The following is a 13,960-nucleotide window of genomic DNA, read 5'->3' as shown; positions in this document are numbered from 1 at the left end:
CCAGAGATGTTCCAGCAAGAACCGGGGAAACACGCGTTAAAGCTTTCGGCCCATGGCCTGGATCTCGTTGGAGATGGCCGCCAGCTCCTTTGCCGCCGCGCCGGGCGTCTCGCTGTACATAATGGCGGAGACGACGCAGAAGCCGCTGACAGGGATGCCGTCCAGCACATGGACATTTTTGCGGTTCAGCCCGCCGATCGCGGCGACCGGAATCCGCACGGCCTCGCAGATGGCGCGCAGGGTATCCGTGCTGGTTTGCTGGGTGATCACCTTTGTCCTGGTGGGGAAGATTGCGCCGGTGCCCAGATAATCCGCGCCCTGGCGCTCCGCCTCCAACGCCTGCTCCACGGTTTTGGCGCTTGCGCCAATGATTTTGTTTGGCCCCATCAGCCGGCGCGCCGCGGAGACAGGCAGGTCGCTCTGCCCCAGGTGGACGCCGTCCGCATCCGCCGCCAGTGCAATGTCGACGCGGTCGTCGATGATCAGCGGGACATGATACTGATGCGCCAGCTTTTTGACGGCAAGGGCGCGTTCATAGTACGCGCGTCCGGTCAGTTCCTTTTCCCGAAGCTGCAACAGAGTCACTCCGTTTTGCAAAGCTTCTTCTATAATCTTGAGGAATCGTTCCTCCGGGAACGGGTCGCTGTTGGTTACCAGGTACAGGCTGCAATCAATTGCGTTCATTGGGAAATCCTTCTTTCTTTCACTGGATATGCAGCGGATCAAAACGACAAAAGGGGACACGCCCAAAGCATGTCCCCGAAAAATCGTGTGGTTCCCTACGTTGGCATTATCCAAATCAGGTTTTGGGTCAAAGCTCCATTCCGCTTACTCTCAGCCCGCCAGTGCGAGCCCCCCATTGATGTCTCTTTATCGTATCACAGGCTGGGACATTCCCACAATTGGCAGAATGCACAAAAAGCCGCATCGCCTACCCCGCGAATCGTTTGTGTAAAACCAGCGTGGGGATACAGCCGCTTAATAGCCCCAGTTGAGGACCTCCCATTCCGCATTCCTGTCTTTTCTTGCAATAGAGATCGTGCGCGGCGGGAGGCCTTCCCGTTGATCCTTCTCCGTGAGGACCTCGTAGATAATCAGATTGCCTGCCGCGTATTCACTCTCGATGCCCTGGTTTTGGTATTGGGGCGAATCGTCAGGCGCGGCGCGGAGGGAGGCGACCTTCTCAGAGAGCACATCTGTAAAGTGCGAACTGGCAATCGCCTCAGTTTCTTTCCGTTCGTCGTCGGTCAGGCTGTTTTGGTAGCTTGGCGGAGCAAACGCCTGTGTGCCGCCGCCGGTGCCGGCGCTGACAATTGCAAAGCTGCCGTTTTCCAGGGCTTTCACACAAAGCTCCCGGAACAGGCCGCTGAATTTGCCCTTGCCCGATACGCCGTCCCCCGCCGCAAGGTATTCCTCAGAGGCGGTTTCGATGTCGTAGGTCATCTGCACCACGTAATGATACGGCATTTCTTCCCGGGATGTCCCAGCTTTTGGTTCCCCGGCGATCACCGTGACGTCCGTAATATGAAAGCCTGCGATGCGGCTTTCCACAGGGACGCTCTCCCCGGCAAAGGTGTTCAGGAATACGGTTGCGGCGGTATTGCCGATGACGTCCAGTGGTTCATCGGGCTTCACATAGAAGGTAATTGCTTCATTAGGCGTTTCTTCGGGGTGTTTAATCTGCTCTTCCGTATGGCTGTCCACTTTGGCCGGAAGCTCCTGTAACAGCGCTTCCAGTTTTTCCGGGGTTTCCGTTCGCCCAAAGAGATTTTTTTCCCCCATCAGGGTTTCCGCCCACTCGCGCGAGAAGCTTTCCGAGTAAGGATTTTTCCCGTCGTCCCATGTAAAGGTGATGGTGTCGGCGTTTTCAATGAGGGAAAACAGAAGAACGGCGTTTTGCTGAAAGGGATTCTGGTTCAAAGCGCCGGAATAAAAATTCCGGGTTTCCGTGTCCGTTTTGAAGCGAATGGAGATCCCATAGGGCGGCTCCGCCGTTTGAAGCTCGATGCCGTCGTATTGCAGGTTTTCTGGGAAATCCAGCGCAGAAACCAGATTTCCCACGGCGGCGTTGTCGCCGAGATGGGAAGTGCGGTATTGCAGAAGCGGCTGCGGCCCGGATGCTTCCGCCGCGTTTTTGACCGGGTTGGCCAGGAGCCCGGTGCCCACGCAGACGACCGCGGCAACTGCAATTGCAATGACCCAAAAGGCCGGCTTTTTGTAGTGGAGAACGTTTCGGATACGGCCTTTTGTATCCCCCTCGCCAAAGGCAAGGGGGGTGCCGCCCGGCAGACGTTTTCCAGCCGCAAGGGTGAGCAGGGAGGAGGAATAGTCCTTTTTTACCTCGCTGCCCAATCGTTTGATCACCGCTTCGTCGCAGGACATTTCCATGTCTTTTCCGCTCAAGGCGAACGCCAGCCAAACAAGCGGGTTAAACCAGTGCAGGCACAGCGCGAAGAAGCTGACCACCTTTACAAGATAGTCCAAACGCTTGATATGGGTCTGTTCATGCAGCAAAATGAAGGACTGCTCCGCGTCGGAAAGGTTTGCGGGCAAATAGATTTTAGGACGGATAAAGCCGATGACAAAGGCGGTTTCCAACTGGCCGGAAAGATAAATGTTGTCTCTGTAAGGAACCGCGCTCCGCAGGCGCCTGCGCAGTTTGATCAGCGAGACGGTGCTGGCAACCAGAAGAACGGCAATACCCGCGAGCCAGACCACAGCCGCAACCGTGTTCCAGTCCGGCAAAATGGCCTGCCCTGTAGGCGCTGCGGGGACAGTGGGTGTGACGGCGGGAGCGGCCGCGCCGCTGCGCGGCACTGTTGGGGCGTCAAAAACCTCCTGCAAAACAGGCGGTTCGTTTCCCGGTAGGAAGCTCCAGGCGCTTTCAAAAGAGAACGGGCAAACCAGCCGGAACAAAACCACGCTCCACAGCGCATAGGAAAAAATCTTGGGCGCTTTCTTCAAAAACAGCCGTGCGAGCAGGACAAACAAAATGGCGTAGCTCGCGGTGAGACTCATACGGAGCACCGATGAAAACAAAGATTCCAGCATTACGATCCCTCCCTGTATTCGTCGATCAGCTTTTGCAGCTCGGCAACGTCGCTGTCGCTGAGCTTGTTTTTCCGGGTAAACGCGGTCAGGAATCTCGGCAGAGAGCCGCCGAAGCTTTCGCACAGGAATTCTTTTCCCTGCGCCGCGGCGAAATCCTCCCGGCTCATCAGCGATACGACCGTGCCGCTGCGATTTTCAAAAATCCCCTTGTCGCAGAGCCCTTTCAGCATGGTATAGGTGGTGGTTCGTTTCCATCCCAACGCCTCAGCGCAGAGCTCTGCCAGCGTGCGGGAGGAAACCGGCGCGTTGTCCCAGATGATGTCTGCAAACTGCTGTTGTTTTTCACCCAATTGATAGGTATGCATGAAAAGCCCTCCTGTCGTATCACATTAGACTACCTTGCATCTTTAGTCTAATGCAATTAGACAGAAATGTCAATAGGGTTTATGAAAATGAGGGAGACCGTTCCCCAAAGCTTGTGCGGAGGATGATACGAAAGGCCGATCCCCACCATCTCGCGTCTTTTTACCAACGATCGTTGGTATGGACGGGGTTCCGAAATCGTATACTTGGGTATAGATAAGAACAATTGTAGGTGCTGAAACATGAGAGAGATACTGGCAGAGCGGTTAAAACAATGCAGAAAAGAAAATGGGCTTACGCAGGGCGAAGCCGCAATCTACTGCGATATTACCGAAAAGACCTATCAAAACTACGAGCTGATGACACGGGAGCCAAAATTGGAAATCCTGCTCAGAATTGCGGAGTTATTTAATGTGTCGCTGGATTATCTGGTGGGAATAACCGATGAAAGACAGGTAAATCAATAGCAGAAGATTGACGACTGGATGGACGTTATGATTTTGCTGTCATTTAGTTGAGGAAATGAAAATGTTTAAGAAAAAACCGGTTATTATCATTGTGGCAATCTTGATGCTTATCAGCACAGCATGTATTTTGCCGAACCTATCGATTCCCATGCGGTTATCCGCATCTTCCAAAAATGCAAAAGTTTCTTACATCCCTTTTTACGTTTCATTAGTAGAGTCCTCCGCCCTGTTTCCATACTATACGCCCGAAGAATTCATCAACAATCATTCGGCGGACATGTTTATGGGAGAGGTATCGGACGTTAAAAACATCAAAATGTCCATCGGTTCCTATACCTATGACAAATCCATTGCAAAGGTAAAGGTTACGAAAGTATTGTCAGGAACCGCAACCGTCGGGTCGACGGTATCCATTCTTTTGCCGGTCCCCATTAACACGATCGTCCATTACGAGGATTCAGAAGTCATTTCCTGCATCAGAAGCGGCATGACGGGAATTTTTCTGCCGAAAAAATACGATGCGTCATCCTATTGGAAGATAGACAGCGACGCGGAATTGTATTTGCCGGATATCGCGGATTATGGCTTGACGGATGGACGGAGAGATGTTTTTTTCTATGATGGCAGCAAATTGATTTATGACGACTATACGTACTCCTATCAGTTGAAGTCATTGCAGGATGTGGAAAATCTGATACAGGATATTACGTCAAAATCATAGCGGTACAGCTTATTTTGTGAGTAGAAGATGATCGGCGAATCGGTTTCTATGTAAAAAAGGTGGACAGCCCGGACTGTCCACCTTTTGTGCTTATCAAAAGATTTATAAAAGCCGGTCAGGAGCACTATGCTTCTTCCTCTTCCGGTTCCTTTTTCTTGGGAGAAAAGAACAGCTCCCGGATGCCCAAAATCAGTACAAACACGGCGAATCCCTTGCTGATCCAAAACGGATGAATTGTATTGGCCAGCCATACGCCCAAAAAAGCGCCCAGTACGCCGAATGGCGCGCATTTCAGCGCAAACTTGTAGTCAATCAGCTTATTCTTGATGTGGATCGCGATCGATACCGCCGCCAGCGGCAAGAAGAAAATGAGATTGATCCCGCCCGCCTGCATCTGCTCCATGTTGAGGAACAGCGTCAAATACAAAACAAGAATGCCGCCCCCGCCCAGGCCAAGCGCGCTGACAAAGCCCGCCACCAGACTGGCAATTCCCGCCACCAGCCACACGCTCATCGGAACAGCAGCCGGACGGCGGCATAAATCATGAACGCGCCGAATGCCTTTCTAAGCAGTTTATCGGGAATTTTCTGCATCAGCATTGCACCGAGGATCGCACCGATGAAGCCGCCGGGCAGGTAGGGCAGCGCATCGGTGAACTGGATGGTGCCGTTCATCAGATACAAAACTGCGCTGACAATGGAGATCGGGAGGATGACCGCGAGGGAGGTCGCATGGGCCTTTTTCAGCGGGATGCCGGACCATTTCAACAGGGGGACCGCCGCGATACCGCCGCCCGCGCCGAACAGCCCGTTCAGCACGCCGCATACCGCGCCGATGATCATGGAAGCAAACCGTTTTAGTCCGCCGCTTTTTTCCACGCGCATTCCCTCCCGCCGTTTCATTCTGAATACTAGCATTTGAAAAAGCAGCCGCCTTTATACGGGAAACAGGAAAAAGAAAGGGCGGAAAATACTATTTGTATAATAGATGGACATATATACATCTTTGATCTTTTTCTTGCTCTGAAAAGCGCGTTGTGCTATGATGGGTCTATCGTATTTTTAAAAGAGCGGAGGAGATCGAATGTTTCAGGAAGACTACGTTTTGCGGCAGATTGAAATGATCGTGATGATTCTGGCACGGCTGTTGTACGGCAAAAATGTTTCCGAATACACCATTCAGGACGAGACGGCATGGACGGCCTCGGACGAGCTGTACATGCGATTGTATCAGATGCTGGAAGAGGGAAAGATTAACGAGGCGGAAAACCTGCTGTATGAGGAAATGGACACCGGCAATATGCAGGACCTGAAGGTGGCGCTGGGGTTTTACAGCAAGCTGAAGGGTTACGACGATGCATTTCTGGAGGCGAACGACTACTCGCGCGAGGAGATCAAGGAAGGCCTGGAAAATATCGCAGAGCAGTTTGGCATCAATCTACAATAAGACAAAAAAGACGTACCGGATGTTTCGGTACGTCTTTTTCATGTTACAAATTGTATAAATGAAGAAGATTTTTACAAGTAGGAAAGGGCTATTCGCTTTCTGGGGTGATAGACGGTTCGTGTCCGGAGGATGTGAGTTCCTCTGTCCTGACCCGCAGGGCACGCGATGCGTTCAGGATCGCAATGACAGACACGCCTACGTCCGCGAAGACCGCTTCCCACATATTCGCAAATCCAAACGCTCCCATCACCAAAAACAGCAGTTTAATGCCCAGCGCAAAGACGATGTTTTGCTTGACAATGCGCAGTGTCTTTTTTGAAATCTGCATGGCTGCGGCGAGCTTTGACGGTTTGTCGTCCATCAGGACCACGTCGGCCGCTTCGATCGCGGCGTCGGAGCCGAGGCCGCCCATCGCAATACCGATATCCGCGCGGGACAGTACGGGCGCGTCGTTGATGCCGTCGCCTACAAAGGCCAGCTTGCCCTTGCCGGTTTTCTGTTTCAGCAACTCTTCCACCTGATCCACTTTATCTCCGGGGAGCAGTTCGGTGTGCACTTCATCCAGGCCGAGCGTCCGCGCCACATTTTCTCCCACGGCTTTGCTGTCTCCGGTGAGCATCACAGTTTTGCGGATGCCCTGCCGCTTCAGGCTGGCGATGGCAGAGGCAGAATCCTCTTTTACTTCGTCCGAAATCACGATATGTCCGGCGTAGAGGCCGTCCACCGCCACATGCACCACGGTGCCGGTCCGGTGGCATTCGTGCCAATCCGCGCCAATCTGACGCATCAGCTTGCCATTGCCCGCGCAGACGGTTTTCCCGTCTACCCTGGCGCGCACGCCGTGGCCGGAGATTTCCTCCACATCAGCAACACGTGCGGCGTCAAGCGGTTTCTGGCAGGCTTCTTTCAAAGAACGGGAAATCGGATGGTCGGAATAGCTTTCCGCCAGCGCGGCCAGCTCCAGAAGCTGCTCCCTGCTGATCTGGTCGGGATGGATGGCCGTTACGGTGAAGGTCCCCTTGGTCAGGGTGCCGGTTTTGTCAAAAACCACAATCTCTGTTTCCGCAAGGGCCTCCAGATAGTTTGCGCCCTTTACCAGAATACCGTGTTTGGACGCGCCGCCGATGCCGCCAAAAAAGCTGAGCGGAATGGAAATCACCAGTGCGCATGGGCAGGAAATAACGAGAAAGATCAGCGCGCGTTCTACCCAATCCCCCCAGCCGCCGCCCAAAATCAGCGGGGGAAGAACCGCCAGCAGCAACGCGCCGATGACAACCGCCGGCGTATAATAGCGGGCAAAGCGGGTGATAAAGTTTTCCGCACGCGCTTTCTTTGTGCTGGAGTTCTCCACCAGATCCAGGATCTTTGCCACGGTGGATTCCCCGAATTCCTTGGTGACCTGGACCTTCAGCAGGCCGCTTTGGTTGATACAGCCGCTGATGACCGTGTTGCCGGGGACGACGTCGCGGGGCAGGGATTCTCCGGTCAGCGCGGAGGTGTTGATGGAGGAAGAGCCTTCCAACACCGTACCGTCCAGCGGAATTTTTTCCCCGGCTTTGATGACAATGGTGTCGCCCACTGCCACATCCTCCGGATCTACCTGCTCTAACCGGCCGTCACGCTCCACGTTGGCATAATCGGGGCGGATGTCCATCAACGCGGAGATGGACTGGCGGGAACGTCCCCCCCCCGTCTCTTTTAAACCCCTTAATGTGGATAAAAGAAAACTATGCTTCTTCCTCTTCCCGTTCCTTTTTTTTTGGGGGAAAAAACAGCTCCCCGCACCCCGGACCTCCCTGCCCTACCCGCCCGCCCCGCCCCACGTGGGCATAATCGGGGCGGATGTCCATCAACGCGGAGATGGACGGGCGGGACCGCCCCCCCGCGTAGCTTTGAAACAATTCCCCCCCCTGATAGAACAGCATAACCGCCACGCCCTCCGGGTAGTCCCCCAGACAGAACGCGCCGACAGTGGCAATCGCCATCAAAAAGTTTTCGTCGAACACCTGCCCGTGGGCGATGTTGCGCACGGCCCGCCAGAGGACGTCCCAGCCGATCATGGCGTAGGGAATCAGGAACAGCAGCAGCCGGGCGATTCCCTCAGAGGGGATGAAATAGGCGGCGGCCAAGAGGACGGCGCTTGCAATAATACGAATGAGGGTGTTCTTTTGCTTTTTGCTCATGGAAATCCCTCCTGTTAAAATGTTGTGGATTACAGCTGGATCACACAGTCCGGTTCAATGCGCTTGCAAACGCGGACCACTTCCTGCATGATGGCGTCGAAACGGGCGTCGTCCGCCTCCAATGTCATCTTCTGCGTCATAAAGCTGACGGCGGCGTCCTGCACACCGTCAATTTTTTTGATGGCGTCTTCCATTTTGGCGGCGCAGTTCGCGCAGTCCAGATCAATCAGCTTAAAACGTTTTTTCATGATAAGATTCCTCCTCGATGATTTGGTTTATTCTGCAACATGTTCCATACCCTGGTCGATGATCGTGCGCACATGGCCGTCCGCCAGGGAGTAAAAGACGGTTTTGCCTTCGCGGCGGTATTTGACCAGCTTACTTTGCTTGAGGGAGCGGAGCTGGTGCGAGATGGCGGACTGCGTCATGTTCAGCAGCTGCGCGATGTCGCATACGCACATCTCGGATTCAAACAGGACGTACAGAATCTTGATGCGGGTGGAGTCTCCAAAAATTTTGAACAGCTCCGCCAGGTCGTACAGGATTTCTTCTTCGGGCATGTCGCGGTTGACTTTCTGGACAATGTCCTCGTGCGCGTGAATAAATTCGCAGCGCTCCACGCCGTTTGTATCCGTCATATTCTCACATTCTTTCATATGAATTATTGTTCATATGTTTATTATATGCGGTTTTTTCAAAAAGTCAACTGGTAGAACAAAAATTTATAAAAAAGCAGGAGATTGCCAGTGTCCCAATGCTTTTCAGTTTCTCCGGCAGCAGAAGGGGCGGTTGCATTTGCAGGTGGAAATGTAAATGTAGCAGGTGCTTCTGTTATATGCTGAAAAAACACAAAATAGACAGGTTTACGGACGATGAACTTTAAAGCTTGCATAAGTAAATATAAAATAGAAAAGGGTGGTAAACGCATACTGGTTTACCACCCTTTTTGGTTTTAAGAGAATCTGACCTCTTTTTTCATAATATTCATTCGCTTATAAACGCAATATCAATATCCCCATTGTTATTGGACACGTTCAGTTCTTTTGTACCGCTTTCTTTGCGGGATGGGAGATTGCTGCTGCCCTTTTTAACATCGCAGGAAATAGCATACTCATTATAGTTTCCAATGATTGTCCCCGATATATCACCATTTTTTGCATGCAGACGGATGGTGTTTTCAACATACAGTTTGTCGAAAACAAGATTGCCCCCCTGTGAGGAAAGGGTAAGATCGCCCATAATGGTCAAAGCCGGAAGGGAAATGGTTTCATTGGTAGTGGACAGGTTCAGTGCGGTCAAAATCTTATCCGGCAGAGATAACGATATTTTCCGCATACCGGCAGCGGATTTTCCGCCGATGTAATCGGTCCATTCCTTCTGATTTTGAGCGGTCATGGTCAGTGTATGGCCGTCGGAAACAGAAATATTGTAAGATTCCTTGCTGTTTTCAAAATAATCAATGTGAATTTGGTTATCGGCGGATAGGAGCACGTCAATTTTTCTGTCCCGGACATCAACAAAAACTTCTGTGATTTCTTCACCGTCCGCTGTGTAGCTTTTCTGTGAAAATGCCGCGTCATGATTGGCACAGCCGGTGAAACAGGCGGTACCCAAAATAACACAGGTCAGTAATGCAATAAATCTTTTCATAAAATGTTCTCCAAACTTAAAGACTTTTCTTTTTCAGAACCGCAAGGCCTGCCAGGGACAGCAGAGCACAGAGCGATAGACAAACAGCAATCTGTAGCTGCGCGGTGCTGTTAAACATAATGAGTTTGAAAAAACCTGCCAGAATATGTCTGAGAGGTGCAACCGGTATAAAAATGCAGATAATTGCCGCTAATACGCCATCTGACAGCCAACCGTACCAATAAGGCTGCATGGATAGCAGTACATGGAGAAAAATCATCGTGAGCAGCAGGAATACAGTTTGTTGCAGAAAAGCAGTAAACATACTATTATCGGTCCAACCGCACAGATCCATCAGATTGAGTACTGTCTGGGTCTGATTGAGCGGATCAATCAGGACAAGAATGCAGGTGTTGACAAGCGAAACGATCAGCGCCGTCAATCCGTAACCGACAAGGCTTCCCAGAAAGTAATCTTTTTTACTGGTTCCCAAATGTATCAGTTTTATATAATCATAGAATACAAAAAAGAACGGCGTCAAAATGGCAAGCAGCCACGTATAATTCCCGTTGCTCAAAGCAATTTGGGAATCCCCCGCTGTGGTGGCGCAAAGCACCACAACAGTGGTCAGAATAAAACTGATTTTATTGCTTGCGAAAAGCCGTTTGATCACTGCAAAAATGGCTGTCATTGCTTTGCACCTCCCGTATGTCCAACCATTTGAATAAAGAAATCCTGTAATGACATTGGATGGATTTCCAAAGAAGCTGTTTTTATCGGTGGGATGTCAAACAGATAGCTTGTTACAAGGCCGCCAACCGTGTCCTGTCTGATGATATTCAGATTTTCTGTTGCGGCGTCAACGTCTTTTTTCAGCCCGCTTACACGGAACGCTTTTGTTTCGACTGCCCGCAGTGTGTCGAAAAAGCGAATGCAGCCCTTATCGATGATGATCAGCTTTTGAATGGTCTTTGCTATTTCTTCAATAATGTGTGTGGAAACAATAATGATTCTTGGATGTTTCTGAAAGCTTTCTGTCAGCATTTCATAGAACTCCACGCGCATAATGGCATCAAAGCCGAGAACGGGCTCATCCAGCAGGATGACGCTTTTATTGCTTGCAAGACAGATGATCGAAGAAACCATGGTTTTCATTCCAAGGGAAAGATGATGAAACTTCTTTTTTCCATCCAGTTCAAAACGTTCCATCATTTCAGAAGCAAATTCGTCATCATAGTTTGGATTTACCTCCGACGCGATCTGTAGCAGCTTTCGTACGGGAAGGTTAAAATGCTTCGCGAAGTTTTCGATATAACTGATCCCCGTATCCAATGTGGAAGGAGTGATCTCTTTTCCGTCCACTTGAATTTGTCCTTCGGTAATGTTTTGGTAACCGGCGATGGACTTCAGAAGCGTTGTTTTTCCTGCTCCGTTTCTGCCAAGCAGACAATAAATTCCCGGTTCATCAATGTTTAATGTAACGTTCTTTAACACAGAGACATTACGGTACCGTTTTGTAACATTTGTTAGTTTTATCATTTGCTTTATTCCTCCTAACTGGTTTCCGAAAGGAAACTTGATTTTGGCGGGTTTTCATGGTACGATCATCATAAACCTTTGTGCAACACAAATGTCAAGAGGAGAAAACAGAAATGAAAAAATATTTTTCTGTGGGGGAAGCGGCAAAAGCGGTCCATGTTACCAGTGAAACGCTGCGGCATTATGACCGTGTCGGATTGATAAAACCCAGCGTAAAAGATCCCCTCACAAACTATCGCTATTATACAGAACAGGATCTTATACGAATCAATACCGTTCGTGCCTTACAGCAGATGGATTTACCATTAAAGAAAATAAAAGAGATTTTGGAATTTGACGATCTCCAGAAAATTATTGATTTTTTAACGGAAGCGGAAAAGAAGGCGGATGAAAAAATAGCCTTGCTGGAATACAGCAAGGCAAAAATACAGTTAGCAAGAACAGGTTATGAGAACCATCTGCGGGGACAGCACCATGCGAAAGATATGGACATCAAACCGTTTCGCAAACGTGTTCTGCTTCTTTCCGATAAACTGGAAACCCCAACGCTTGATAATCTGTGGAATTATTTGAGCCATTTTTACGACAGGATTGCACCCGAGCAAAAAGAGCAGTTTATATTTGAAGATTTAGCAGGAATCTATACAGAAAATGGAGTATCAAGATTATTTGCCGTTTGTATTCACTATGAAGAAATAGATGGCTTAAAGACACTGCCCGAAGGAAATTATTTGTGTGCGAATTGTACCGAGGAAAACAGGGCGGATAAGTTGCGTGAATTGCTGCGGATCGCAAATGAGGTATATCATATACAGCCAAAGTTTACCATACAGCAAATTGTCGTATCAGGTATTTTACAGTGGAATTATCAGGCGCAGGTCTTTTTGGGCGGTTAAATCCATATTTGACTCTGGCTGCCTCTGCTTTTAAAAAGAGGAAAATGTATTTTTCAAAGCTGTCTTCTTACATAGAAAAGGAGCCCCTTTGCAAGGTAAACCTGCAAAGGGGCTCCTTTGGATCTATCAGGTTGTGTTCAGTTGGCCTTTTTCAAAGCGTCGATATCCTCGCGCATTTCCATCGTGACGCGCTCCAATACCTTGACGCGGCTTTTCAATTCCGCTTGTTCCTCAACGTTCGGCAGGCGCTGCAAAATGTCGTGGTGCCCTTCCGCGATTTTTTTGATGTCGGGAACAACGGTGGTTTCGATGATGGCGTTGACCTGATTGATAATGCGCTTTTCCTGCACAATGAATTTCTGGTCAATCTCAGAAAATCTCTGATCGATTTTGGAGAATTGTTTCTCTATCTCAGAAAATCTCTGATCAATTGCCTCAAACTGCCGGTTTATCTCTGAGAACTTTTGGTCCATCCGGCCCATCATATGTTTTTCCTGTTCCACCAGCTTTTGATCCACCTGACCAATAATACGCGTCTCCTGCTCTGTCAGCTTTTGATCCATCAATTGTGCGATTGCCAGCAAATCGTTTTGATCCAGCATGCTCCCAACCCCTTCCCAATGCAACCAGTATAGCATGTTTCCACAGTGTTCTCAAGGGAAAAGACTGCGCCGTCATTATTTTTCACAGAGGTCGTTTTGGCTGCTTATCCCACGCAAATCGCCCGCTTTTTCCTCAATGCAATAGCGCGGACGGGCTTTGACTTCGCTGTAAATTTTGCCGATATATCCGCCCACCACACCGATGCAGAGCAGCTGGATGCCGCCAAGCAGCCAAATGGAAGAGACGGTTGCGGTCCAGCCCGCCACGGCGTTGCCGGTAAAATAGGAGATCAGCGCGTAAATCAGCCCGAAGACACTCAGTACGGAGACGATGATGCCCAGCCGGGAAATGATTTTCAACGGCTTGACGCTGAACGAGGTAATACCGTCCAGTGCAAAGGAGATCATCTTCTTTAAAGGGTATTTGGATTCGCCGGCGAAGCGCTCGTGCCGGTCGTAGTAGACGTAGTCGCTGCGGAAGCCGATCAGCGGCACAATGCCGCGCAGAAACAGATTGACTTCGCGGTACTCGGAGAGCGCATCCAGCGCCCGGCGGCTCATCAGACGATAGTCCGCATGGTTGTAGACGACCTCCACGCCCAGAATCCGCATGACTTTATAAAACCCCTGGGCCGTGCTTCTCTTAAACGCGGTGTCGGTTTCACGCTTTTTTCGTACGCCGTATACCACGTCGCAGCCTTCCTGATATTTTGTTACAAATTCATCCAACACTTCAACGTCATCCTGCAGGTCCGCGTCCAGACTGATGGCGCAGTCGGCGTGCTGGCGCGCCTCCATCAGGCCTGCCAGCAGGGCGTTTTGGTGGCCGCGGTTGTGTGCCAGCTTCAGGCCCGCAACACGGGCGTTCTCTTTGCTGAACTGTTCAATCAGCGCCCAGGTGCGGTCTTTGCTGCCGTCGTCCACCAGGAGCATGCGGCTGGCCTCGTCCGCCAGGCCGGCGGCCTGCATGGTCTGCAATTTTTTTGTCAGGCGCTTCACTGTTTCCGGAAGGACCTCTTCTTCGTTATAACATGGGATCACCAGGTATACCGTCGGCATCCG

The 13,960-nt window shown here is 50.5% G+C and carries 17 protein-coding genes and 2 pseudogenes; 4 read left to right on the top strand and 15 right to left on the bottom strand.

The features are described 5' to 3' along the window. Positions 1-36: 36 nt before the first annotated feature. From thiE to BN2106_RS01045, 3 genes are all read right to left on the bottom strand, one after another. On the bottom strand, positions 37-684 hold the full coding sequence (gene thiE, locus BN2106_RS01055) for a thiamine phosphate synthase (protein ID WP_050696723.1): 648 nt from the start codon (positions 682-684) through the stop codon (positions 37-39). 294 nt (positions 685-978) lie between these two features. Next, positions 979-3,051 (bottom strand): M56 family metallopeptidase, encoded by a 2,073-nt coding sequence (locus tag BN2106_RS16355; RefSeq protein ID WP_050696722.1) that lies wholly within the window; start codon positions 3,049-3,051, stop codon positions 979-981. Continuing rightward, positions 3,051-3,416 (bottom strand): BlaI/MecI/CopY family transcriptional regulator, encoded by a 366-nt coding sequence (locus tag BN2106_RS01045; RefSeq protein ID WP_050696721.1) that lies wholly within the window; start codon positions 3,414-3,416, stop codon positions 3,051-3,053. Before BN2106_RS01045 ends, BN2106_RS16355 begins: the two co-directional genes overlap by 1 nt. Positions 3,417-3,656: 240 nt before the next feature. Here BN2106_RS01045 and BN2106_RS01040 point away from each other — a divergent pair, with 240 nt between their 5' ends. Together BN2106_RS01040 and BN2106_RS01035 are read left to right on the top strand one after the other, a co-directional pair. Then, positions 3,657-3,881, top strand: coding sequence for a helix-turn-helix domain-containing protein (locus tag BN2106_RS01040; RefSeq protein ID WP_050696720.1), 225 nt, complete (start codon positions 3,657-3,659; stop codon positions 3,879-3,881). 283 nt (positions 3,882-4,164) lie between these two features. Then, a complete protein-coding gene (locus BN2106_RS01035; protein WP_154666376.1) occupies positions 4,165-4,602 on the top strand; it encodes a hypothetical protein in 438 nt (145 codons plus the stop codon). Between the two features lie 124 nt (positions 4,603-4,726). Here BN2106_RS01035 and BN2106_RS01030 read toward each other — a convergent pair whose 3' ends face one another. Together BN2106_RS01030 and BN2106_RS01025 are read right to left on the bottom strand one after the other, a co-directional pair. After that, positions 4,727-5,116, bottom strand: a complete 390-nt coding sequence (locus BN2106_RS01030; RefSeq protein ID WP_050696718.1) for a TSUP family transporter — start codon at positions 5,114-5,116, stop codon at positions 4,727-4,729. Beyond that, a complete protein-coding gene (locus tag BN2106_RS01025) occupies positions 5,113-5,520 on the bottom strand; it encodes a sulfite exporter TauE/SafE family protein (RefSeq protein ID WP_330379705.1) in 408 nt (135 codons plus the stop codon). Before BN2106_RS01025 ends, BN2106_RS01030 begins: the two co-directional genes overlap by 4 nt. Positions 5,521-5,686: 166 nt before the next feature. Between BN2106_RS01025 and BN2106_RS01020 the strand changes: the two genes are divergently transcribed. Beyond that, a complete protein-coding gene (locus tag BN2106_RS01020) occupies positions 5,687-6,049 on the top strand; it encodes a DUF6483 family protein (protein WP_050696716.1) in 363 nt (120 codons plus the stop codon). 88 nt (positions 6,050-6,137) lie between these two features. Here BN2106_RS01020 and BN2106_RS01015 read toward each other — a convergent pair. The 8 genes and pseudogenes from BN2106_RS01015 to BN2106_RS00985 all read right to left on the bottom strand — a co-directional run. Continuing rightward, positions 6,138-7,763, bottom strand: a pseudogene (locus BN2106_RS01015) (heavy metal translocating P-type ATPase); the annotation flags it as partial. A 169-nt stretch (positions 7,764-7,932) separates the two neighbouring features. Next, positions 7,933-8,232, bottom strand: a pseudogene (locus BN2106_RS01010) (heavy metal translocating P-type ATPase); the annotation flags it as partial. 29 nt (positions 8,233-8,261) lie between these two features. Beyond that, positions 8,262-8,480, bottom strand: coding sequence for a cation transporter (locus BN2106_RS01005; protein WP_050696714.1), 219 nt, complete (start codon positions 8,478-8,480; stop codon positions 8,262-8,264). A gap of 27 nt (positions 8,481-8,507) precedes the next feature. Next, positions 8,508-8,870, bottom strand: a complete 363-nt coding sequence (locus tag BN2106_RS01000; protein WP_050696713.1) for an ArsR/SmtB family transcription factor — start codon at positions 8,868-8,870, stop codon at positions 8,508-8,510. 56 nt (positions 8,871-8,926) lie between these two features. After that, entirely contained in the window at positions 8,927-9,160 is a 234-nt protein-coding gene (locus BN2106_RS15935) for a hypothetical protein (protein WP_154666375.1), read from the bottom strand. Positions 9,161-9,216: 56 nt separating this feature from the next. After that, entirely contained in the window at positions 9,217-9,882 is a 666-nt protein-coding gene (locus BN2106_RS00995; protein ID WP_050696712.1) for a DUF4097 family beta strand repeat-containing protein, read from the bottom strand. 16 nt (positions 9,883-9,898) lie between these two features. Beyond that, a complete protein-coding gene (locus tag BN2106_RS00990) occupies positions 9,899-10,552 on the bottom strand; it encodes a hypothetical protein (protein WP_050696711.1) in 654 nt (217 codons plus the stop codon). After that, positions 10,549-11,400 (bottom strand): ATP-binding cassette domain-containing protein, encoded by an 852-nt coding sequence (locus BN2106_RS00985; RefSeq protein ID WP_050696710.1) that lies wholly within the window; start codon positions 11,398-11,400, stop codon positions 10,549-10,551. The genes BN2106_RS00990 and BN2106_RS00985 overlap by 4 nt, the downstream gene beginning before the upstream one ends. A gap of 113 nt (positions 11,401-11,513) precedes the next feature. Between BN2106_RS00985 and BN2106_RS00980 the strand changes: the two genes are divergently transcribed. Next, positions 11,514-12,296, top strand: a complete 783-nt coding sequence (locus BN2106_RS00980) for a MerR family transcriptional regulator (protein WP_050696709.1) — start codon at positions 11,514-11,516, stop codon at positions 12,294-12,296. 137 nt (positions 12,297-12,433) lie between these two features. On the opposite strand, the gene BN2106_RS00975 is transcribed toward BN2106_RS00980, so the two are convergent. After that, positions 12,434-12,898 (bottom strand): hypothetical protein, encoded by a 465-nt coding sequence (locus BN2106_RS00975; RefSeq protein ID WP_050696708.1) that lies wholly within the window; start codon positions 12,896-12,898, stop codon positions 12,434-12,436. A gap of 75 nt (positions 12,899-12,973) precedes the next feature. Continuing rightward, positions 12,974-13,957: a glycosyltransferase family 2 protein gene (locus BN2106_RS00970; protein WP_050696707.1), complete on the bottom strand. Its 984-nt coding sequence runs from the start codon at positions 13,955-13,957 to the stop codon at positions 12,974-12,976. Positions 13,958-13,960 lie beyond the last annotated feature (3 nt).

It is taken from the genome of Anaeromassilibacillus senegalensis, assembly GCF_001261775.1.
Classification (GTDB): Bacteria; Bacillota; Clostridia; order Oscillospirales; family Acutalibacteraceae; genus Anaeromassilibacillus; species Anaeromassilibacillus senegalensis.
The sequence above is the reverse complement of the archived record's forward strand: the minus strand, read 5'-3'. Positions and strand labels throughout refer to the sequence as shown.

Excerpts from the sequence above, each read along its gene's own strand:
- thiE (WP_050696723.1), bottom strand. The coding sequence starts at position 684 with ATGAACGCAATTGATTGCAGCCTGTACCTGGTAACCAACAGCGACCCG.
- BN2106_RS16355 (WP_050696722.1), bottom strand. The coding sequence starts at position 3,051 with ATGCTGGAATCTTTGTTTTCATCGGTGCTCCGTATGAGTCTCACCGCG.
- BN2106_RS01045 (WP_050696721.1), bottom strand. The coding sequence starts at position 3,416 with ATGCATACCTATCAATTGGGTGAAAAACAACAGCAGTTTGCAGACATC.
- BN2106_RS01040 (WP_050696720.1), top strand. The coding sequence starts at position 3,657 with ATGAGAGAGATACTGGCAGAGCGGTTAAAACAATGCAGAAAAGAAAAT.
- BN2106_RS01035 (WP_154666376.1), top strand. The coding sequence starts at position 4,165 with ATGGGAGAGGTATCGGACGTTAAAAACATCAAAATGTCCATCGGTTCC.
- BN2106_RS01030 (WP_050696718.1), bottom strand. The coding sequence starts at position 5,116 with ATGAGCGTGTGGCTGGTGGCGGGAATTGCCAGTCTGGTGGCGGGCTTT.
- BN2106_RS01025 (WP_330379705.1), bottom strand. The coding sequence starts at position 5,520 with ATGCTAGTATTCAGAATGAAACGGCGGGAGGGAATGCGCGTGGAAAAA.
- BN2106_RS01020 (WP_050696716.1), top strand. The coding sequence starts at position 5,687 with ATGTTTCAGGAAGACTACGTTTTGCGGCAGATTGAAATGATCGTGATG.
- BN2106_RS01005 (WP_050696714.1), bottom strand. The coding sequence starts at position 8,480 with ATGAAAAAACGTTTTAAGCTGATTGATCTGGACTGCGCGAACTGCGCC.
- BN2106_RS01000 (WP_050696713.1), bottom strand. The coding sequence starts at position 8,870 with ATGACGGATACAAACGGCGTGGAGCGCTGCGAATTTATTCACGCGCAC.
- BN2106_RS15935 (WP_154666375.1), bottom strand. The coding sequence starts at position 9,160 with ATGCGTTTACCACCCTTTTCTATTTTATATTTACTTATGCAAGCTTTA.
- BN2106_RS00995 (WP_050696712.1), bottom strand. The coding sequence starts at position 9,882 with ATGAAAAGATTTATTGCATTACTGACCTGTGTTATTTTGGGTACCGCC.
- BN2106_RS00990 (WP_050696711.1), bottom strand. The coding sequence starts at position 10,552 with ATGACAGCCATTTTTGCAGTGATCAAACGGCTTTTCGCAAGCAATAAA.
- BN2106_RS00985 (WP_050696710.1), bottom strand. The coding sequence starts at position 11,400 with ATGATAAAACTAACAAATGTTACAAAACGGTACCGTAATGTCTCTGTG.
- BN2106_RS00980 (WP_050696709.1), top strand. The coding sequence starts at position 11,514 with ATGAAAAAATATTTTTCTGTGGGGGAAGCGGCAAAAGCGGTCCATGTT.
- BN2106_RS00975 (WP_050696708.1), bottom strand. The coding sequence starts at position 12,898 with ATGCTGGATCAAAACGATTTGCTGGCAATCGCACAATTGATGGATCAA.
- BN2106_RS00970 (WP_050696707.1), bottom strand. The coding sequence starts at position 13,957 with ATGCCGACGGTATACCTGGTGATCCCATGTTATAACGAAGAAGAGGTC.